General features: G+C 56.2%; 28 protein-coding genes. 22 read left to right on the top strand and 6 right to left on the bottom strand.

Annotated elements, in window-relative coordinates; translation table 11 throughout:
• Positions 1-60 precede the first annotated feature (60 nt).
• From HPY65_07985 to HPY65_07960, 6 genes are all read right to left on the bottom strand, one after another.
• A complete protein-coding gene (locus HPY65_07985; GenBank protein NPU84415.1) occupies positions 61-453 on the bottom strand; it encodes a cytochrome c3 family protein in 393 nt (130 codons plus the stop codon).
• 114 nt (positions 454-567) lie between these two features.
• The gene (locus HPY65_07980; protein NPU84414.1) at positions 568-1,854 is read right to left on the bottom strand and encodes a peptide MFS transporter; all 1,287 of its coding nucleotides are present in this window, start codon (positions 1,852-1,854) and stop codon (positions 568-570) included.
• 9 nt (positions 1,855-1,863) lie between these two features.
• Positions 1,864-3,189, bottom strand: a complete 1,326-nt coding sequence (locus HPY65_07975) for an FAD-dependent oxidoreductase (GenBank protein NPU84413.1) — start codon at positions 3,187-3,189, stop codon at positions 1,864-1,866.
• Between the two features lie 87 nt (positions 3,190-3,276).
• A complete protein-coding gene (locus HPY65_07970; protein ID NPU84412.1) occupies positions 3,277-4,881 on the bottom strand; it encodes an AMP-binding protein in 1,605 nt (534 codons plus the stop codon).
• 304 nt (positions 4,882-5,185) lie between these two features.
• Entirely contained in the window at positions 5,186-6,436 is a 1,251-nt protein-coding gene (locus tag HPY65_07965) for a zinc-ribbon domain-containing protein (GenBank protein NPU84411.1), read from the bottom strand.
• A 222-nt stretch (positions 6,437-6,658) separates the two neighbouring features.
• Entirely contained in the window at positions 6,659-7,351 is a 693-nt protein-coding gene (locus tag HPY65_07960; protein NPU84410.1) for a helix-turn-helix domain-containing protein, read from the bottom strand.
• A 129-nt stretch (positions 7,352-7,480) separates the two neighbouring features.
• Here HPY65_07960 and HPY65_07955 point away from each other — a divergent pair, with 129 nt between their 5' ends.
• The 22 genes from HPY65_07955 to HPY65_07850 all read left to right on the top strand — a co-directional run bounded on the left by HPY65_07955 (position 7,481) and on the right by HPY65_07850 (position 19,609).
• Positions 7,481-7,714 (top strand): hypothetical protein, encoded by a 234-nt coding sequence (locus HPY65_07955; protein NPU84409.1) that lies wholly within the window; start codon positions 7,481-7,483, stop codon positions 7,712-7,714.
• A complete protein-coding gene (locus HPY65_07950; protein NPU84408.1) occupies positions 7,714-7,950 on the top strand; it encodes a helix-turn-helix transcriptional regulator in 237 nt (78 codons plus the stop codon). Before HPY65_07955 ends, HPY65_07950 begins: the two co-directional genes overlap by 1 nt.
• 54 nt (positions 7,951-8,004) lie before the next feature.
• Positions 8,005-8,502, top strand: a complete 498-nt coding sequence (locus HPY65_07945) for a hypothetical protein (GenBank protein ID NPU84407.1) — start codon at positions 8,005-8,007, stop codon at positions 8,500-8,502.
• A 14-nt stretch (positions 8,503-8,516) separates the two neighbouring features.
• Complete coding sequence (locus HPY65_07940; protein NPU84406.1) at positions 8,517-8,834, top strand: hypothetical protein; 318 nt, start codon at positions 8,517-8,519, stop codon at positions 8,832-8,834.
• Complete coding sequence (locus tag HPY65_07935; protein NPU84405.1) at positions 8,818-9,867, top strand: hypothetical protein; 1,050 nt, start codon at positions 8,818-8,820, stop codon at positions 9,865-9,867. The genes HPY65_07940 and HPY65_07935 overlap by 17 nt, the downstream gene beginning before the upstream one ends.
• A complete protein-coding gene (locus HPY65_07930) occupies positions 9,848-10,243 on the top strand; it encodes a hypothetical protein (protein ID NPU84404.1) in 396 nt (131 codons plus the stop codon). The genes HPY65_07935 and HPY65_07930 overlap by 20 nt, the downstream gene beginning before the upstream one ends.
• A gap of 2 nt (positions 10,244-10,245) precedes the next feature.
• Positions 10,246-12,084, top strand: coding sequence for a hypothetical protein (locus HPY65_07925; GenBank protein ID NPU84403.1), 1,839 nt, complete (start codon positions 10,246-10,248; stop codon positions 12,082-12,084).
• A 395-nt stretch (positions 12,085-12,479) separates the two neighbouring features.
• Positions 12,480-13,346: an AAA family ATPase gene (locus HPY65_07920; protein NPU84402.1), complete on the top strand. Its 867-nt coding sequence runs from the start codon at positions 12,480-12,482 to the stop codon at positions 13,344-13,346.
• A gap of 38 nt (positions 13,347-13,384) precedes the next feature.
• Complete coding sequence (locus HPY65_07915) at positions 13,385-13,537, top strand: hypothetical protein (protein NPU84401.1); 153 nt, start codon at positions 13,385-13,387, stop codon at positions 13,535-13,537.
• Positions 13,538-13,558: 21 nt separating this feature from the next.
• Positions 13,559-13,777 (top strand): hypothetical protein, encoded by a 219-nt coding sequence (locus tag HPY65_07910; protein ID NPU84400.1) that lies wholly within the window; start codon positions 13,559-13,561, stop codon positions 13,775-13,777.
• A gap of 244 nt (positions 13,778-14,021) precedes the next feature.
• On the top strand, positions 14,022-14,552 hold the full coding sequence (locus HPY65_07905; GenBank protein NPU84399.1) for a hypothetical protein: 531 nt from the start codon (positions 14,022-14,024) through the stop codon (positions 14,550-14,552).
• Positions 14,552-15,262: a DUF2786 domain-containing protein gene (locus HPY65_07900; protein NPU84398.1), complete on the top strand. Its 711-nt coding sequence runs from the start codon at positions 14,552-14,554 to the stop codon at positions 15,260-15,262. The genes HPY65_07905 and HPY65_07900 overlap by 1 nt, the downstream gene beginning before the upstream one ends.
• An 11-nt stretch (positions 15,263-15,273) precedes the next feature.
• Positions 15,274-15,507: a hypothetical protein gene (locus HPY65_07895; GenBank protein NPU84397.1), complete on the top strand. Its 234-nt coding sequence runs from the start codon at positions 15,274-15,276 to the stop codon at positions 15,505-15,507.
• Positions 15,508-15,521: 14 nt separating this feature from the next.
• A complete protein-coding gene (gene thyX, locus HPY65_07890; protein NPU84396.1) occupies positions 15,522-16,196 on the top strand; it encodes an FAD-dependent thymidylate synthase in 675 nt (224 codons plus the stop codon).
• Complete coding sequence (locus HPY65_07885; GenBank protein NPU84395.1) at positions 16,197-16,706, top strand: hypothetical protein; 510 nt, start codon at positions 16,197-16,199, stop codon at positions 16,704-16,706.
• Positions 16,703-17,173, top strand: a complete 471-nt coding sequence (locus HPY65_07880) for a DUF1018 domain-containing protein (protein ID NPU84394.1) — start codon at positions 16,703-16,705, stop codon at positions 17,171-17,173. The genes HPY65_07885 and HPY65_07880 overlap by 4 nt, the downstream gene beginning before the upstream one ends.
• Before the next feature lie 10 nt (positions 17,174-17,183).
• Complete coding sequence (locus HPY65_07875) at positions 17,184-17,522, top strand: hypothetical protein (GenBank protein NPU84393.1); 339 nt, start codon at positions 17,184-17,186, stop codon at positions 17,520-17,522.
• Between the two features lie 202 nt (positions 17,523-17,724).
• Positions 17,725-18,147 (top strand): hypothetical protein, encoded by a 423-nt coding sequence (locus tag HPY65_07870; protein ID NPU84392.1) that lies wholly within the window; start codon positions 17,725-17,727, stop codon positions 18,145-18,147.
• Between the two features lie 28 nt (positions 18,148-18,175).
• Positions 18,176-18,571: a hypothetical protein gene (locus HPY65_07865; GenBank protein NPU84391.1), complete on the top strand. Its 396-nt coding sequence runs from the start codon at positions 18,176-18,178 to the stop codon at positions 18,569-18,571.
• Positions 18,568-18,774 carry a hypothetical protein gene (locus tag HPY65_07860; GenBank protein NPU84390.1) on the top strand — a complete coding sequence of 69 codons (207 nt, stop codon included), beginning with the start codon at positions 18,568-18,570 and terminating at the stop codon, positions 18,772-18,774. Before HPY65_07865 ends, HPY65_07860 begins: the two co-directional genes overlap by 4 nt.
• Positions 18,771-19,304 (top strand): hypothetical protein, encoded by a 534-nt coding sequence (locus HPY65_07855; GenBank protein ID NPU84389.1) that lies wholly within the window; start codon positions 18,771-18,773, stop codon positions 19,302-19,304. The genes HPY65_07860 and HPY65_07855 overlap by 4 nt, the downstream gene beginning before the upstream one ends.
• 5 nt (positions 19,305-19,309) lie before the next feature.
• Positions 19,310-19,609, top strand: coding sequence for a hypothetical protein (locus HPY65_07850; protein NPU84388.1), 300 nt, complete (start codon positions 19,310-19,312; stop codon positions 19,607-19,609).
• The last annotated feature ends 24 nt before the right edge of the window (positions 19,610-19,633 follow it).

Genomic DNA, 19,633 nt, shown 5'->3' with positions numbered 1-19,633 from the left:
GTCCGTACGAAACACGATCGGGAGCTTGGAATGGAATCTTCCGCCTCCCGAGGCCCGCCTTTACGGCATCTTGTACTTGAAATCCTGGTGACAGTTGAGACAGCTGATTTCCGACGGTTTATGGATGTGATGACAGTCTTCGCATTTGGGCTGCTCGCCCGGGTTGATGTGGGGTGACGCGTGGGGGTTGGGAACGGCCTTGCTGCTCTTCTGGATGAGTTTCGCCAAGTCTCCATGGCAGGTCATGCACTGGTCGCCCGGCACGACGGTCTTCGGCGGCTCCTCCTTGTGGCAGCTCTTGCAGGTCAGGCCCGCCTTCTGGTGCCTCTCGAGTCCGGCGGCGGCCGGAGCAGCCTGTTCCGTCCCATGGACGGATACGGCCGCGAGGAAGCAGACAAGAACGGCAAAAACACAGGAGACGGCCAAGCCTCTTTCCTCTCTGATCCGGTTCATGGCTCCATCCTCCGTCAGGGAAAATTAGCAGACCGTTTTCGAAAGCTCAAGAAAATCGGGAGAGGATCGGTTTTATTTCTTCGCGGCCCGGTATAATCGAATCCGTCCCCCTGCTCATTGCTGCATGATCCGTTTGAGCGGCTTCAGGAGGACCAGGATGATCAGTCCGGCCGTTCCGGCCACGGCGGCAACCAGCAGGAAGAAATGCTCCCTGGGCAGCAGGTCCCAGAAGTGTCCCAGATAGCCGGCCAGGTAGTTGCCGCCGAACTGGCCCAGGCACCAGACCCCCATCATCATGGAGATCATTCCCGCCGGGGCCATCTTGGTGACCAGCGACAGGCCCACCGGTGAAAGGTAAAGCTCGCCCACGGTAAGAACGACACTGAAACCCACCAGCCAGAACATGCTCACCGGAACGCCGTCCCCGTCGAAGGCGTAAGCGGCCGGGATAAGCACCAGGAAGGAAAGTCCCAGGAGAAAGCAGCCGACAGACATCTTCGCCGCCGTCGAGAGCTCCCGCCCCCGCCGGGCCTGCCAGGCCCAGAACGTCGTGATGAGCGGTGTGAAGAGGAAAATGCAGAGCGGATTGAGGGACTGGAACCAGGTGGCCGGCACCTCCCAGCCGAAGAGATGCCGGTCCGTATCCGCGTCGGCCCACAGGGCGATGGTGTTCCCCTGCTGCTCGTAGGCGACCCAGAACAGCATGACGACGAGGCAGACGGCAACCAGCCCGAGAACGCGCCGCGCGCCGCCGCCGCCCCGGACGGGGGCTTCGGGATCGGTTTTCCTGTCGGGCGCAGCCCGCCACTGCAGGTTGTCCGGCGCCAGCCAGCGCCGGCCCCACAGATAGATGAACAGCCCGGCCACCATGCCGACGCCCGCCGCGCCGAATCCATAGTGCCAGCCGTATACCTCGCCCAGGGTGCCGCACACGAACGGGGAAAGAAACGCACCCAGGTTGACGCCGACGTAAAAGATGCTGAAGGCCCGGTCCCGCCGCGGGTCTCCAGGCTCGTAGAGGCTTCCCACCTGCGTGGAGATGTTCGGCTTGAAGGCGCCGCTGCCTACGATCAGCAGGGCCAGCGCGGGGTAGAAAAGGGACTCGAAGGCCATGACGAAGTGCCCGGCGGCCATGAGCACGGCGCCGATGATCAGGGTCCTGCCCTGCCCCAGGACCCGGTCGGCCAGGAGCCCGCCGAAAAAGGGCGTGAAGTACACCAGGCCCGTATAAAGGCCGTAGATCCGGGAGGCGTCGCCGTGGGAAAACATCAGCTGCTTGGTCATGTAGAAGATCAGGAGCGCCCGCATCCCGAAGTAGGAAAAGCGCTCCCACATCTCGGTGAAAAACAGGATGTACAGTCCTTTGGGATGCCCCCAGAGCGTATCGTGCGGGGAAGGCATGCCGTCTCCTCAGAAGTATTTCCCGGCGATCCCCCGGGCGGCGATGAGGCCGGAGATGGCCGCGCCGACAATGCCGCGGCTCTTGCCCGTGCCGTCCCCGGCCACGAAGATTCCCCCGACGTTCGTCTCCAGGGTCCCGTCCGTGGGGAAATGCGTGTCGAAGAACTTGATCTCCGGCGCGTACAGCAGGGTGGAGGGGTGCAGGACCCCGGGCACCATCTTGTCCATTTTCTTCAGGGACTCCCAGAGATTGTCGATGATGCGGGCGGGCAGGCCGAGGGTGATGTCCCCGGGCGTGGCGTTGCAGGTTGCCCGGCATACGCCGAAATGCCGGGGCGCGCTGTCGAAGGTCCGCAAAGAGCTTCTGCGACCCTCCCGGAAGTCCCCCACCCTCTGGACGATGGGCTTCCCTCCCCCCAGCAGGTGGAACTGCAGGGCGATCATGTGGCCGAACTCGGTCGTATCGGAAAAGGGCTCCGTCAGGGAAACCGTGTTGATGAGGGCGAAGTTCGTGTTGCCCGTTTTCCGGCCGGACAGGGCGTCGCCGTTGACCAGCTTGAAGCGGTCGTAGCTCTCCAGGCGTACCCGCCCTCCGGGATTCGTGCAGAAGGTCCGGACCCGGTCCCTGTGCCGCGCCGTCCGGAAGATGAATTTCGGGTCGTAGACGATGTCCGTCACCGGGTCGTAGAACTTGCGGTTCAACTCGATGCGGATTCCCACGTCGATGGGACTGAAGTTGTGCCGCACGCCCATCTTTCCAGCGGCGTCCCGGAACCAGTAGGCGCCGCTCCGCCCCGGGGCGGCCAGGATGATTTTCGCCGCATGGCGAATCTTCTTTCGCCCCTGCAGGCAGGACACGCACCAGCCGCCGCCGTCCTGCCGGGCCAGGGACGTCACCGCCGTTCCAAGAAGAAACTCCGTCCGGGTGAGCCGGCTTCTCAGGTAGTCGACAACGGCCTTCCCGTTGTCCGTCCCCCAGTGCCACTGCTCCGGCGCGATGAACAGGGCACCATGCTCCCGGGCAATGTCCGAAAGCGCCGCAATCTTCTCGTTTCCGTCGATGAAGGTAACCTGCCGGCAGGCCGGAAATCCGACAAAGACCTCGCGGATTTCCGCCATCAGGCGCTGGGCTGAGTCCGGTTCCAGCTGCAGTTCGTGCAGATCGATTCCGATCCGGTAGTCAAAATTCAGCTTGCCGTCGTTGAGCAGCCCCCCGGCCGGATAGGGCCGCCGGTCGATCACGGCGACGCGATCCACTCCCAGGCGCTCCAGCTCGAGCGCCGCGAAGAGTCCCGCGGGACCGGAACCGATGATCAGGACATTGTAAGGTTCCATGGTTTCCCTGTCATGGTGTTGCCGGGCTCGGCCTCCGTCGGGGGACGCATCAAAATCCGTCCCCCAACCGTCGCCGGCATCCGCTCGTCAGATCTTTCGCTCCACACCCTCCCAGTACTGCTTGCGGAGGGCCGCCTTCTGGATCTTCCCCGCCGCCGTGCGGGGAAAGTCCGCCACGAACTCCACGGACTTGGGAATCCGGTAGCCCGCCATCTTCCCCTTGCACCACTCGACGATCTCCTCCGGCGTCGCCTCCTGGCCAGGCTGGAGCCGGACCAGGGCCTTCACGGACTCGCCCCACTTCTCGTCGGGGACGCCGATCACGGCCACCTCGGCGATCTTGCCGTTCCGGATCATGACCTCCTCGATTTCCGCCGGGTAGATGTTCGCCCCGCCGCTGATGATCATGTCGGACTTGCGGTCCACGATGGTGACGTAGCCTTCCTCGTCCATGAAGCCCATGTCCCCGATGCCGATGAAGCGCCCATGGAAGGCCGCGCGGTTGGCCTCGGGATTTTTGTTGTAGCCGGGCGTCACCATGGGGCCGGCCACGACGATCTCCCCCACCTCACCCCGGGGCAGGTCCCTGCCGTCCAGGCCGACGATCTTCACCTCCTGCCCCAGTGCGGCGCGGCCGGAGCTGATCGGATATTTCATGACTTCATCGGGTTTCAGGCAGGTGGCCACGCCCATTTCCGTGGCAGAGTACTCGATGTAGACGACCCCTTCCCGGAAGGCCCTGAGGGCCGCCTCCCGGGTCTTCGGCAGCGTGGGGGCGCCCACGGAGATGAGCGTCCGGACGGAGCTGACGTCGTACTTGCCCGGAGCGGACGCCAGGACCATGAGGATGAAGTCCAGCATGACGGGCGCCAGCGTGAGATGGTTGATCCGGTCCCGGGTGACGATCTCCAGGATCGCCGCGGGATCGAAAGGGGGAAGCGGCGCGATGAACAGCGTGCCCCCGTGGAAAAGGGTGGCCCCCCAGTCGTAGGCGATCCCCGCGGAGCTGTAGGCGGGCATGGCGTGGAGGCCGTGGTCTTCCTCACGGTAATTATGAATGAAGCAGATCTGGTAGATGATGCTGCACAGCGAACGGTGCGTGACGATGACCCCCTTGGGGCGTCCCGTCGTTCCGCCCGTCTGGGCGAGGCCCACCTGGTCGCCCTCCCAGACGTCCACGGCCGGCTCCAGCTCCGATGCGGCGGCGGCGATTTCGTCAAAGGAGACCATCCCCTCGGGAACGGGCCCCTCGGGGCGCATGACGATGAAGTTCCGGGCCTTGAGATTGCCGCGGATTTCCCGGATGACGTCCAGGAGCGGCCAGTCGACGAAGACGGCCTCCGCGTCGCTGAAGTTGAGGATGTACTCCACCTCGTGGCCGACCAGCCGGAAGTTGATGGGGATAAAGGCGCATCCCGCCTTGGCGACGGCCAGTGCGGCCTCGACGCAGCGGTCCGAGTTGTGGGCGAAGATGCCGACCCGCTGCCCCTTCTTCAGCCCCAGCGCCAGGAGCGCGTTGGCCAGGCGGTTCACCCGGAGGTTGAACTCCCGGTAAGTGTAGCGGCGGTCCCCGTACACAACCGCCGTCCGGTTGGGAAAGCGGTCGGCGTTGCGCCGCAGAAACTCTCCCATGACCAGCTCTTTCGGAAAACGGTTCTCCCTGTCCTTCTCCTGGTACCAGTCTTCGATCATGCTCTGCCTCCTTTATTGAAGTTGAACAGATTCTGAAACCGCACAGGAACGAATAAAACAATGACGGACCGTCATACACGACTGCCGGGTGGACAGGTCTTTTATGCCACAAGGATCGCCAGGGACAAAGCCCTATTTGAAGCTTCATGTGCAGGGGGGTCATAACTAAGTGCTTGAAATTGTCATAACTGACTTCCCCGATGATTTACGAAAGCTTTACAGGTGGGAAAATTCGACCGCGAATCAAATGAAATTTGATCGCTCGCGTGATTGCACTATCAAATCATCTTTCCTTGCTGAATAATCACTTAGTCAAAGCATTTACAAACGTCGTGTTACACCCTATATCCATTAAAGATTTCAAAAGGATTTTAAACATAGGGTCAACACTTTTCGGGCGTACACCATCAGACCAATATTCATTTGTATATGTATAATTTCCTGATCCTTCCTTTTCGATGATCTTAATAGCTCCAGGAACCTGTTCATACGCCCTGCGGTATCCCCAATTATGATCAGAATCAGGCATTATTGTCATTGGCAGATTTTTTATGACAGCGTCGAATAAATCCGTCCGAAGGTGAGGACAAAAGCGATAGTGATATACATTTGTTGCTATTTCATGATGTATCCTATCCTTGTCAAATACCCATTGATATTTCCCACCAAAAATTCCAACTTTCTCCCATCGACCATAACAAAACCATTTTGACCAATCATTCCATTCCATATTGGCCTGTCTACAACCCCATGGATTAATCCGACCATCATCTTTCCCAAAGCAATATTCAATAGGTCTATATGCTATTGTCCTCCGTGCAGCACACCACACAAAACCAAATACTTCGTCCCATAGCCTCTCTTTCCCGTCGATGTAAACTCGTCGATTGCGAATACCGCTAAGAGATTCGCAGAGATTGATTGCCTCCGATACATCTCCTGAAGGATAAGAAGCTAAATACCATGACTTTTTATTCCTCAAACAGCTTTTAAAATCACTGGTGGCCTTGGCTAATTCCAATGCTTTAGGAAAGGAGGCTGCTGTTGATTCCGCAAACTCTATCGATAGACCAGTGCTTGGAATAACCATATCTACTGAAATAGAATCGCCTTTTGAATTCAAGTCAGTTCCGCACTTTGGGCAAAAACGAGCTTCGACATCAATAAGTGTACCGCATGAAACGCAAATCCTATCTTGGGTTTTCAGAGCATCAATTGCCTCTGAACGCATTCTTCCCAATTGATCATGATGAATGCCCACTTTATTTGCGAAATCTTCTATTAAAACACTTTCAGCATTATTTAAATCATCATCAGCATACGCAACTTGGAGCATCAATTCTAAATTTTTTACCTGATCGGCAAACGAACCAACCGGTATCATCTCGTGCTTTCCTTGCTCAATCGAGCTTATAGCACCTTTTATATCACTTTTTTTAAGCTTAAGATCGCACCGTATCAATTCTATCTGGGCTAATTCAGCGGCAGACAGTTTCCCGTCAGCGTAAGCAATGGAAATAATGTTCGATATAAATTTAAGCTGATATGATTCCATTGTTTTATCCTTAGTTATATCAGATCGACTCTTGATCAAGATCGACGTCAAAAGGTTCTGGTTGTCCCGATATTCAGATCAAGAAGAATGCGCGGACGCGATTCTCCTCACGACGAATGTATCCGGATGCTGATAACCAGTTTCATTCCCCATTAATTCCCTCCATTTTCAAAAAATCTTGATTTATTGCATGATCAGGAAACAAATAAAAAACATTCTCGCTTATGCGGATGTATTTGCGAGAGGTCTTCCTTCTCCATTGGGGTCCTCATAGGTAGCTTTCAAACGGTTGACTTCTTTCTGCAAACTACTGTTTTTCTTTTCTAGTTCCTGAATTTTATTCTTTAACTTCGGAATGTCCATGCAAAGAGCTTCCAGTTTTAATAGGCGTTCCTTGAGTTCTTTGTTCTCCTGAATGACTTGGGCAAACTGGCGCTCGCGCAAAAGCGCACGTTTGAAAGCGTTCAAATTTGCCTGGATCGCAGGGATTAGAATTGGATCACCAGAATCGAAAATATCTTTGATGTCCGACATAGCTTGGAGGGCTGGATCAATGAAAGTTTGGCTTGTATCCGGTGATGGTATCAATACCGCAGCTGGATGACGTGGCGGATCAGCAAAGGAATTTTTAGACGTTTCTTGCTCATCCTGAACCTGCCTGGTCCCACTTATATCCGATGACATATCGCCATCAACAAAGATCTCTCCTTCACCAGTTAAAATCCAATCTTCCCTGACTTTGAAAGCATCACATATTTCACGTCTTATCTTGGGAGATAACTCAATGATGCCTCCCTCTATGTTGGCGATGGTGCTTCTGTTGCGGAGTATACGAGCAGCGAAAGCGTTTTGGCTTAGCCTCACGGCATTTCTTAACTGCTTGATTCTTAACCCAAACTTACCCGCTTTTGGCATTAGACATTCCGCATCGTAAAAATAGACAATTCCCCTTGACACATGCCCATTATTAGACTATTCAAATAACCGTTATCTAAACCCACGTAAAAAATAGACACCGAAACCGCACCATCAAAAGGTGAATCCATGGACCAGCAGCAATGTAAAAAAGAACTGTCCGTAGAAGCACTTAAAAGCATTGACTGGAACCAATGTTTCCTCGGCCACCCGATTTACGAGGAGCTAAAAAACCTGGTTGGAGAGGATGCGACCAGGAAAATCGCCAATCTTTTTAATAGAGCAAGCGTCTATTTCCCCCGCCCATCGGAAACGTTTCCTGTTGTGCAAGCTTCTTCAAAAAGCAAAGGAGCGAAAAGATAATGACCCCCAACAAGATCCAGGAAGCACTGAGGAAAAACGACATCACCCAGAAGTCAATCGCATCCGATCTGGGCGTTGCCGAGATGACCGTCTCCAAGGTCATTCACCGAATCATCGTCTCGGACCGGGTCATGAAGGCCATCGCTTCCAAGATCGGAAGGGACCACCGCCAAGTGTTCCCCGAGTACTATCTGCAGCCGCCGAAGCGGTCAACGTCCAAGGTGGCTTGTGGGTGAAGATGAATAAGCATTTCTAACGGTTATTCATAGACTGGGGGAAAGGATAAGTCAATGTCTAAAAAGAGAATGAAATTAGACCCGAATCAACGCTCATTTGATTTTGACACCCCCATCCAGGAATATGAATCACTCAGAGTGAAGCTTTTGGCTGCTCCGGAGAAATCGGGGCGGATGGAAAGTTACGAGGAAGGGTGCATCGAGATCGCCGCGACGGTCAAGAGCGCCCTTCGAGCATCAGGCATGAGCAGGGAGGAGATGGTTGATGCCATCAATGCCTACTTTGGAGCATCGGACAAGCACAAACGCCTGTCCATCCACATGTTCAACCACTATCTATCGAAACCCGCAGAATACCCACTACCAGCAGTTTTAATCTTCGCAATCCAGAACATCACCGGCTCTTTGGAGACGATTTCCACCCTCGCAAAAGCAGAAGAGGCCAGGGTCATCAACGGCGAGGAGGTCCGCAAGCTCGCCATCGGAAAGCTGGATGATGCAATCGCGGAGATGCAACGGCTGAAGAAGGAGTTCCGGGGAATCAGACGATAAGGGGGGCGGAAATAATGGCAGCAAAGAGTTGCAGGAAAATTGAGGTGCTGACGACGGCAGACAGGATCCTGGGGGTTCTCCAGGATTCGAAGGAACCGCTCAGCATTTCTGAATTGTCAAGAGTCACCGGGTTTTCCGTGGACATGGTGTTTCGCCAGGTCGGGACGATGGAAGACCTGCGATGGGTGGAGCGGATCGGAGAGGGGTACGTCCTGGGGATGCGGCTGGCGGTTGTCTGGGCCAGACGGAAGACCCTGACGGAGACCAAAGTAGACCGGGCGAGGAAAGAGTTATCAGAACTGACGGGAGGCGACGATGAAAGGCAGCAGTGACGCGGACAAGCTTGTGAAGAATTACTCGGATGCAGCGGAATCCCGAGAAATCATGAAACGGGACATCGAGAAGAGCGCTGAGGCTATCCAGAAAGAAAAGGAAGACGCAATTGCCAATGTTTACGAGATGGCCGGGAAAATTAAAGTAACAAATTTCCAAAAATCACAATCGGCCTTCTTCGGGCTTCTGATGCTCAAGCAGGTTAAGGAATCGAAAGAATATCGTTCTAAGATGAACATGACATGGGAACAGTTCTGCGAATATGTCGGCGTAGATAGGCGAAGGGTTGATGAGCAATTGATAGACTTGAAACCCTTCAGAACTGAATTTTTGGCGGATTTCGCCAGTTTTTCAGGATGTCAAATAAATAAAGTCAAGTACTTAGGCGAAGCGATTTCGGCGGATTCCGCCAAAATTGCCGATAACGCCATCATCTACAACGGCGAAACCATCCCCCTGGACGCCGATCACAAAGACGAGATCCAGGCCCTTCTGGAGACCCTCGAAGAATCCCACAAGGCAGAGAAGGATGAAGCGGAAGCCACGATCAAAACGAAGGACCGCCTCATCAAGGCGAAGGAGAAGGTCATCAATCAGATGGAGCGGGACCTGCAGCGCCTGGAACGGAAGGTCGAACTGACTGACCTGACGGAAGAAGAGCAGGATGCCATCAATCTCCTTGCCCAGGTGCAGATAGATTTCCTCAAGGGGATCTCGGACATCAAGAAGAAGATCATCCCGCACCAGGCCCCGGAGATCGCCCTTCGACAACTCTACTTCCTTTATATCTTTATCGGCAAGATCGTCATGGAAGAGCGGCTGGCCCTGCATGAGGAGTATCGGAATGCCGAGGAGGTCCCCTGGGAGATCATGGAGGAAGAGATTCCGCCGGATGATGTCCTTGTGGCGAACATGCCCGCAACTCACATGATGGGCAAGGCCTACAAGGACAAGATCGAGAAACGCAGAACGGCAAAGGAAAAGATCGAGCCAGCCGGAAGCAAGAAAGGGGATGGAAATGGGACTGCTTAAAACGTGGTTCTCCCTGAGAGCGGAGAATAAACGCCTGCGGGCCGAGCGGATCGCCCTGCAGAACGACAGCCGGGCAGTGACGTGTGTCTTTTGCGGCCACGTCTATCCGCCTGGAACACCGCCGAGTAACCATGAGGCGTTGATAACGCACATTGAAGAATGTCCCGATCACCCGATGAGAAAATACAAGCTACGTGCCGAGGCAGCAGAAAAATATCTGAGCGTTTTCAGGAGCAGCTTCGCCTTTCCCAAAGATCCGACCAATTATCTGCACAAAGCCCGGAAATACCTGGCCGGAGGCGGTTGTGAGAACCTGGCGCTGGTGAGGTTTATTGCTGCGGAACTAGAGTACCGGAGATCGAAAAAGGACAATTAATCATGGCAGTCTCAGACTCCATCCTGGACCACGTCCAGGCTACTCTGCGGGACCTGCCATGTGGCGAGGCATCGCAGAAAGCGAAAGAGCTGGCGGAACATTACGGCGTGACACAGCGGAGTGTCTTCCGGTGGGCCGCCAGGCGCGGGTTGCGCTGGCGCAAGGAGAAGGCAACCAAGGGGCAGTCACGGGCAACTCGGGAAGTTCTGCTCGGGGCTTCCACCATGCTCTTGGTGTCCAAACGGACATCAAAACAGATTCCACTCCCCGCCTGTGATGCCAAGGAGATCCTGGAGGATTCCGGGATCGACACAGGCGTCTCAACGAGCTGGTTTCTGACCCGGATGCGCCAGGAACAGATCTCGGCAAAGGATCTGCTCCGCCCTTCCCCTCATCGGACGCTGCTGTCTGATCACCCCAACCACGTCTGGCAGTTCGACGTGACCAACTGCCTCCAGTACTTCCTCGATGAGAAGAAGGGCCTGGGCGAGCGGGACGCGGAGATGACGCTGTACAAGAATAAGATCGTGAAGACGGCCAAGACAATCAAAAAGGAACTGCTCCGCTACGCCGTGGTGGATCATTGCAGCGGGGCCTTCTTCTTTCAGTATTTCTATTCCACGGGCGAGCGGGCGACGGACGGCTCGCAGTTTCTGTTCACGGCCATGCGCCCGAAGGATGAGCTGATCCGGAACACCTGGAACGGATCATCAGGAGAGAAGCTCGGAAAATACCGCTTTCACGGGGTCCCCTTCCTTCTGATCGCTGACCGGGGATCCATTGCAACGGCGAAGGCCAATCAGGCTCTTTTTGACGCCCTCAGGATCGACCTGCAGACCCATTTGCCGGGAAACCCACGGGCCAAGGGGGCCATCGAAGGATTGATGCACTTCATCAATCGATTTGAAGGCCGTCTCAAACTGCAGCGCCCCTCCGGCCTGGATGAATTGAATCGGTGGGCGCTGGACTGGTGCATCCACGCCAACGCGGCCCGGAAAATGCGCAATATCGCGCCCCGCTCCGTCCTGTGGTCCTACATCACGGCGGAGCAGCTCCGCCTTTGTCCGGAGGAATCCCTCTTCCGGCTCCTGATCCGGGAGCCCACCATCACTCGCACGGCGGACGGAGCCCGGCTGATCAGCGTCGACAACCGCCAGTATCAAATCCCGGATCCCCAGGTTGCCCACCAGAAAGTCAATGTGGTCCGCCATCCCTACGAATATCCCGCCGTCGAGGTTCACTTCAACGGCTATGTCTGGCTGTGCCAGCCCGTCGGGAAAGATCAATTCGGACGCCTGACGAACGGCGTCCCTTACGGCACCTATCGCGGCATCCAGCATACGGCGACACAGAAGGCCAAGACGGAGATGGAGAAGACGGCCGAGACGTGGGGCCTGAGTTGGAAGGGAACAGGTGACAAGCGGCGGGCCGAGGCCCCTGCCGCCGGCGTCATTTCCCCTCTTCAGGTGTTCGGGCACCAGGCTGACAAGGTCGGCAACCTGGAGTTCATCGAAAAGAAGGGAACACCCCTGGAGATCCGGCAGCCGGAGCTGACGGACAATCAGGAATTGACGATGGACGCGGCCACCGTGTCGCGGAGCATCGCCGCACGGCGCATATCATTTATGGAATTCCTGAGGCGCCTCCGGGCGGAAACCGGAAGAATCTCGCCGGAGCGAAACCAGGTCCTGCGGGATCTGTATGGCGAGGGCATCGAAATCAAAGAAGCAGAGGAGGTGATCGCGGCAATGAAAGACGGAACGTGGGAGGAGGTGATCACGGCAATCCAAAACGGAACGTGGGCGGCGAATGATCGCCGCGTGATTGGATCGACAGGGTAAGGAGGTGAAACGTGACGGCAACGGCGTACAAAATGGAATTTGCACCGATCGTCCTCAAAGAACTGGTCCTGGACTGTGACATCAAGCAGTCCTGGATCGCCCAGGAAACGGGCATGTCCCGCCCGACGATCAATCTGATGCTCAATCGCGGGTACATGCCTATCGACCACCCGGAAGTGAAGTCCGCCGTGGAGAAGTTGCTGCAGGATCATCCAAACGCCATGCATTGGCTGATTTCCCGACAGATGAAGATTTCGGACGTCTGGCAACCTCTGGGGAAGACCCTGCGGAACATTCTCCCGAGGGGGCAGAGCGCGAGGCTCTGGGCGATCCGGAAACAGAAGGCGATGGTTCCGGGAGATCCGGAACAATTCATCAATCACGTGGAGGGTGAAATGATCAAGCAGGAGGCTCTGCAGTATTTCAAGATCTTCCGGAATCCTTTTATCGATGACATTCAGAAGGATTCGGACATTTTCATGAGCGAGGAGCACCGGTACATCGAGGCGGCCATGATCGACGCGGCGCGTCATGGGGGATTCCTGGCCGTCATCGGCGAGGTGGGATCGGGGAAATCGGTCATGCGGCGGAAGGTGGTGGAGCAACTCAAGAAGGACGGGGACGTCATCGTCATTTTCCCCCAGATGATCGACAAGACCCGCGTCAATGCCGGCAGTATCTGCGACGCGATCATCATGGATCTCTCGGAACAGAAGCCGGCCATCAAACTGGAGACGAAAACCAGACAGGTCCACAAACTTCTTCTGGAGCGGGCCAAGCAGGGTTTCCGGTCCGTGCTCATTGTCGAGGAGGCCCACGATCTGCACACCAACACCCTGAAATACCTGAAACGCTTTTACGAGCTGGAGGATGGCTACCGGAAGCTGTTGGGTATCATCCTGGTTGGCCAGGTGGAGCTCAAGAACCTTTTCAATGAGACACTCCATATCGATATGCGGGAGGTCATCCGGCGGATCCAGACGGCGGAGATCCGGGGGTTGAACGGGAACATCAGGGAATATCTGACGCTGAAGTTCAAGCGCATCGGAGCCAAGGTGGATGACATCTTTGATGAGAGCGCCTTCGCGGCCCTCAGCCGGCGCCTTACGACGAAGGACCGACAGAACAAGACCATCTCTCACGCCTACCCGCTGATCGTGAACAACTATGCGGCCAGGGCAATGAACGAGGCCTATGAGCTTGGAGAACCGAAGGTTACGGAAAAGATCATCATGGCCATTGAAAGCAGCGACAGATTGTAAACGGATGGCCCTCGAATCCCGAAAGGAGCTGTGGAGCCATGATCGAACGTTTCAAAGCGTACATCGAGAATGAACCCTGGGACGAGACGCTGCTGACGCGGGAACCGTACCTGAAGGCAATCTGTTGGGTCATCATCATCTTCGCTGTGATCTACTTTGGCCCGCGCTGCCTGGGGATTATCCTGAGGTGAGTTGGGATAAAGGAGACGTCCATGGGAGTCCTGAGACGGAAGTGGTGTTGGTCCTTCATCAAGCAAGGAAAGGAGAAGATAAAAAAAATGAAATGCCCGAGGTGTGATGCGGAACTGAATGAAAGCGATTTCAAAGTGGATGTTGGCAAGAACGAAGTTGAAGTGTCGGTGACGTGTCCTGGGTGTGAAGCCTCGATATTCACGTTCATCCAGGCGGATGAATTCCTCGATGCAGAATGACGGTGGAGTCGGCAATGGCAAGGAAAAACAGACATCGACGGGGAAAGAAAATGCCGCGTCGAACCGAAACGAATCAGCCCGGTCTCTCTCGCGAAGATACCACGGGCCGAACGCCCTGCAGCAATGGAACCCACTGCCTTGTGCGTAACGAACGGATCGACACGGCGGTATGCATTGTACAACAGTCCCGCCATCCCGACAAGTGCCGGGAATGCGGGCGTTTCCGAAAGGAAAGGTGAATCAGATGCCATCTATCGGCGATATCGAGAAGCGGACCAAGGAATTTTCCGAGAGCCGCGAGAGGCTCTCCACCCTGGTCCGGTCCCTGGAAGACGAGATCAACGCGGCCAAGCGTCGGCGTCTTCCATCCATCAAACAGAGCGTCAAAACCGTGATGGAGCGTCATTCCATTCTGAAGGTCGCCCTGGAGGAAGGCCGGGAGTTGTTTGTGAAGCCCAAGACGATGATTTTCCACGGTGTCAAGGTTGGGTTTCAGAAGGCCAAGGGCAAGATCTCCTGGGCGGATGATGACCAGGTGGTGAAGTTGATCAAGAAGCACCTGCCCGACCAGGCGGACGTCCTGATCAAAACGACGGAGAAGCCACTCAAAAACGCCCTGGAAAACCTTCCCGCCGCAGATCTCAAGCGGATCGGAGTCACTGTCGAGGAGACCAGCGACCAGGTCGTGATCAAGAGCACGGACTCGGAGATCGACAAGTTCGTGGACGCCCTGCTCAAAGAGGAGGATCCGGAGAAGGCAAAGGAGGCGGCATAATGATGACACAGGAGGAACGTGCACGGATCATCGACAAGATCAAGAAATGCTTTGCCCTGGCGGGAAGCAGCAATGAACACGAGGCAGCGGCGGCCCTAAAACATGCCCGTACGCTGATGGATAAATATGCCATCTCCGATGGCGATATGCTTGCCGCCGAAGCGACGGAGTGCAGGGGGAAATCAAGGGCTAAAGAGAACCCTGTTGCCTGGGAGACGGCACTTGTACGGATCATCGGGCAGGCGTTCGGCTGCCGGGTTATCTTTTCTCCTCCCATCACCTGGGAGAGTAACGGTGAATGGCTCTTCATCGGGTGTGATCCGGCCCCGGAAGTCGCACAATACGCGCACATCGTGCTCATGCGCCAAATCAGACGCGCTCGGGGGATCTACATCGGAAAGCATCTGAAACGGTGCAAACCGGCAAGGAAGACCCAGAGAGCCGATATTTTCTGTGAGGCATGGGTAACGGTCGTCAAAAAGAAGGTCGAAGCATTTGCGGGGATATATGGGAACAGCCGGTCCATTGATGCCTATGTGGCAAACCATTATCCGAAAACCGTGGAAGTTATGCCCATACGAAGGAACGGCGGAGAAACGCTGAGAGAACATGAATGGCGGGACTACCTGAACGGGATGGCAGCGGGAAGGCAGGCTCAGCTAAACCGATCCTGCAACGGTAACGGGCTGCAGGCTGCCCTGTTGGGATAAAGGAGGCATCCATGGGAGTCCCGAGACTGAAGAAGAAGGTCGAGCTCCGCTATCGCAAGGGATCGACATGCGAAACGAGGAACTGCCAATGGTGTGAATCCTTCATCAAGCAAGGAAGGGTTAAGGATACAGTGATTCCGGACGGCCGCTGTAAAGTCATTGGTGATAAACCCGGACGGATGTTCCGGATCCGCGGAGATTACACCTGTGATGTCCAGAAAACGACCTATGTGCCGCTGACCTGAAAGGGGTGCTGATTATGATCTTGATGAAACCAAGCCATGAAATCCTTACGACGATCAATAGTGGCGAGATCCTGCAGCGGATCGAGGCTGCCGGCCGGACTTGCTACAAGTCAGAACGAAAAATCACCACTGAGTCTGCTGTCCCTTTTGTTCGCAGTATCATCAAAAACAGCCACGAGTCGGTGATCGAGCATGAGTCCATATCGGTCCGATTTATTTGTGATCGCGGAGTGACGCACGAGCTGGTCCGTCATCGCCTGGCCGCATTCAGCCAGGAATCAACCAGGTACTGTGATTATGTTGGGAAAGATGAGGCTCCCCAGGTTACATTTATCATTCCGCCCTGGGTCGAGATTGCACCGGGGGAATACCATACACCTGATGAATTTTCCACTGCCTGGAACAGCGATCATTACTGGGCATGGGCAATGCTTGATGCCGAACGATACTATGCAACGCTGAGGCAGCACGAGTGGAGCCCTCAAAGCGCCAGAGCCGTTCTCCCCAACAGCCTGAAGACGGAGATCGTCATGACATCCAATCTGCGTGAGTGGCGACACGTACTCAAGTTGCGGACATCCGCCGCCGCGCATCCCCAGATGCGTGAATTGATGATGCCCCTCCTGCTGGATTTGACGATGAAGATCCCCGTCGTGTTCGACGATATCCCGAGCAGAGAGGGGATATAGATGCGGCTTGTCTGTCCGAGTTGCGGGGCTGTGGCCAGTGCGGAGGCCTGGCAGAACGATACGTTTTGTCGGAACACCTTCGATGCCCTGGTGAAGCTGCCGCCGCCCGTTTTGAGACAGGCTCTCGCTTACCTGGGACTCTTCCGCCAGGGGACAAAAGCACTCCCCTGGCGAAGAGCCCAGGCAATTATCAGGAACCTGAATGACCTGGTGGAGACCGGGAACGTCCACTGGCAGGGTGGAGAGACCAGGCCCTGCCCGCCCGAGATCTGGGGCAAGGCAATGGAGGCAACTCTTCAGAGCGGCCCGAAGGGGCTCAAGAACAACAATTACCTGCGGCATGTTGCCTGGGAGATGGCGGCCGGAGTGGCAGCAAAGGCGGAGGTAGAGCGGGAGGCTGCACGGCGGGGAATCACCCGCGAGACGGATGACCAGCCGGAGCCCATGTCCGAGGCGAACCAGCAAGCCTTGAACAGCTTAAAGAAAAAATTGGGGGTGTCCGTGTCATGAAAATGATTGAACCGGTTCAGATTCAGTTGATTCATATCGCGAAGAAGCAACTCGGCCTGTCGGACGAAGAGTACAGGCTGGCCATTGGAGCACAGACAAAAGGGAAGAAGCGCTCAAGCGCCGGTCTGACGTATTTCGAGGCGGACGGGCTGATCAATTATTTCCGAACCCTCGGTTTCAAAATCCAATCCAACTACATCCGCACCCGTGGCCAGGCCAGGCGCTCCCGGTGGCAGCCGATAAACGACCGCAAGCGTGCAAGGCAGAATCCGGCAAACGTCATCATGCTGCCCTCTCGCGATCAAATCGAGATGATCAATGTCCTGCAGAAAAAGATCGCCTGGCGCTATGAGGATGGATATCAACGTTGGCTTGAGAAATACATAAAGATCCCGAGGATCAAAACGGCGCAGCAGGCCAGCGATACCATCGAGGGTCTGAAGGGGCTCCTGGCTCATCAGCAATGAGGACATGACGATGGATGTGGATTGGCTGACCGAGATTGCAAAAGAGATCTCCCTGGACTGCCTTCCCGACAGCTACCAGGACGTCGCCCGGATCATCGGGATGGAGCCGACTCTCCGGCTTGCCCGGCATATCGGCGGGATGAGGATTTATTATCCGAAGCTCGACAGCCTGTTTCGGGACAAGCGGGACGAGCGGATCCGGGCGGAGTTCACGGGGAACAATCACCGGGATCTGGCCCGGAAATACGATCTTACGGAGGCCTGGATCCGTGCAATCGTCCAGCGCAAGCCTCCCTACACGCAGGCAAATCTGTTCGAAGAACGAAGCGACCCCGCCGAGAATCTGTAAATCCCGGACAATCCTGCCCTCACATCCCCGTGGGGGCGGGATCCGTTCAAAGGCAATTCAAGTAATTTTCTCAAGTGCTTTGGTAGATTTCCCTCTCCACGATTTCCTATAGTTCCCCCCGACACGTTCACCTCCTTTTCCCGGCCGGGCTGCGGTAACCGTTGCCGCAGTCCGTGCCGGCCCAAATTGGCAAGGGTTCGCGATGAGAGAGAACTTCGACAGGGCATTCCTCCTGGTCATCGGAGCGGAGGGGAAACCCACCAACGACCCCGATGATCCGGGCGGCTTCACCATCTGGGGCCTGGCGAAGCACTACCACCCCGAGATCGACGCGAACACCCCCATCGACTACGCCAAGCAGGTCTACCGGAAGGAATACTGGGACGCCATCGGAGCGGACGATCTTCCCTCCCCCCTTGACATTGCCGCCTTCGATTTTGCCGTTACCTCAGCTCCCGGCGATGCCATCGCGCTGCTGAAGGTAACCAGGCACTGGGAAGAGTTCATGGTCCGGCGGATCAAGCATTACTCGGAGGTCGTGAGAAAGAACCCGAAGATGGCCAAGTATTTCCGGGGATGGGTAAACCGGGTCATCAATCTTTGGCTGAAGATTCAGCGAGACTGATCATTTCAAGAGAACGGGAGGAACCGACATGAGGAAACTGGCGAGACTGACGATGGTCCTGGCCGTGATGATGCTGATGGGATGTGCCGGGGTGAGCGTAGCGACAAATGATTCCGCAAAGGTGGCCGGAAAGATCGCCGGTGTTTATGTCGCCAGCAAGTATCCGGCGGCAACAAGCACGATCCTCCCCTATGCCAAAGGCCTGCTGCAGGTGGCCCAGGAGGGGAACCTCACCTCGGATCAGGTTACCGCCGCACTCACGGCCCTGTACGGTCAGATCGGCGATGATGCCGAGCTGACTACGTTGATCGTGGCTGCAACCAGCGCCATCACCGTAGAGATCCAGACCGGAACGGTAAACAGCCAGGTCGTATCCGCCCTGGAGGGATTTATCGCCGGGATCCAGCTGGGAGTGACGAAATGAAACGCGCCCTCGCGATCCTGGTTGTCGCCGTTCTGCTGTCGGGCTGTGCCGAGACGATGGCGGTCCTGGATATTCTGTCCGACAAGCCGCAGCCGGCCGCTCCCACCCCTGTCTGTGACGTCGATACGGTCGGCGTTCATCACCAGAGCCAGGTATGCCTGAAATACGACGACGGAAAATACCGATGGGGGCCTGCGAGATGAGCGACCCCAACCGTGTCTTATCCATCGAGGATTGCCAGCGGATATCGTCGTTTCCGATGGTCGTCTTCTCGGACAACCTCCGTTCCTGGATCTCGGCGGCCATCAAAGAGCACCAGCAGTGGTCCTACAACCATGCGATGTGGCTGATCGCGCCGGGCGTCGTGGCATCCCAGGACGCCCTGTTTCATCGGGCACCGCTGTCCGAGTATCTGCAGGGCGGCCATCGTCTGAAATTCTGGACAAACCCCCGGTGGACATTCGAGGAGCGCCAACGGCTTCTTCAGGCCATCGAATCGGATCTCCGTCTGCCTTGGTATCGCCGCGCGTACGATGTCCTGGCTATCGTCGGTCAGGCCCTGCACATGGACTGGATCCAGGTCCCCTGGGCCTCGATCTGTTCCGACCGGGCGAGTTACCTCTCGCTGGTGGATCCCGAATACCGCCTGGCACATCCGGATCCGGCCGACGTGAACCGCTGGCTGGATTCCCGGGGCATCTACGATGTGTACGGGAGGTTTATCCCAGACTGAGAAGCATGGACGATATCGACCAGGCCCAGCAGAACGATGAGTTTTTCCGGCGGCAGGCATTGGACGCCTATTTCCGCCGGCGACCGAACACCACCCCATTTCATGGGACGCATAGCGAGGCTGGAAACTCCGGCCCTCACCCAGAATCCCGGGGAGGGCCGGAGCCCGGCGCTGGGACGGATGGACGGATCTGCATCGACTGCGAGGGCGAGATCGAGCCGGAACGCCTGAAGGCTGTTCCCGAGGCCGTCCGATGCATCGACTGCCAAACGAAGCTGGAATGGAGGATTCGGCATGCGGGGTAAGGTTGCAACGCGGTTGAGGGAGGT

This window comes from Syntrophaceae bacterium (genome assembly GCA_013177825.1).
GTDB lineage: Bacteria > Desulfobacterota > Syntrophia > Syntrophales > PHBD01 > PHBD01.
This window is presented reverse-complemented; position numbering and strand designations above follow the sequence as displayed.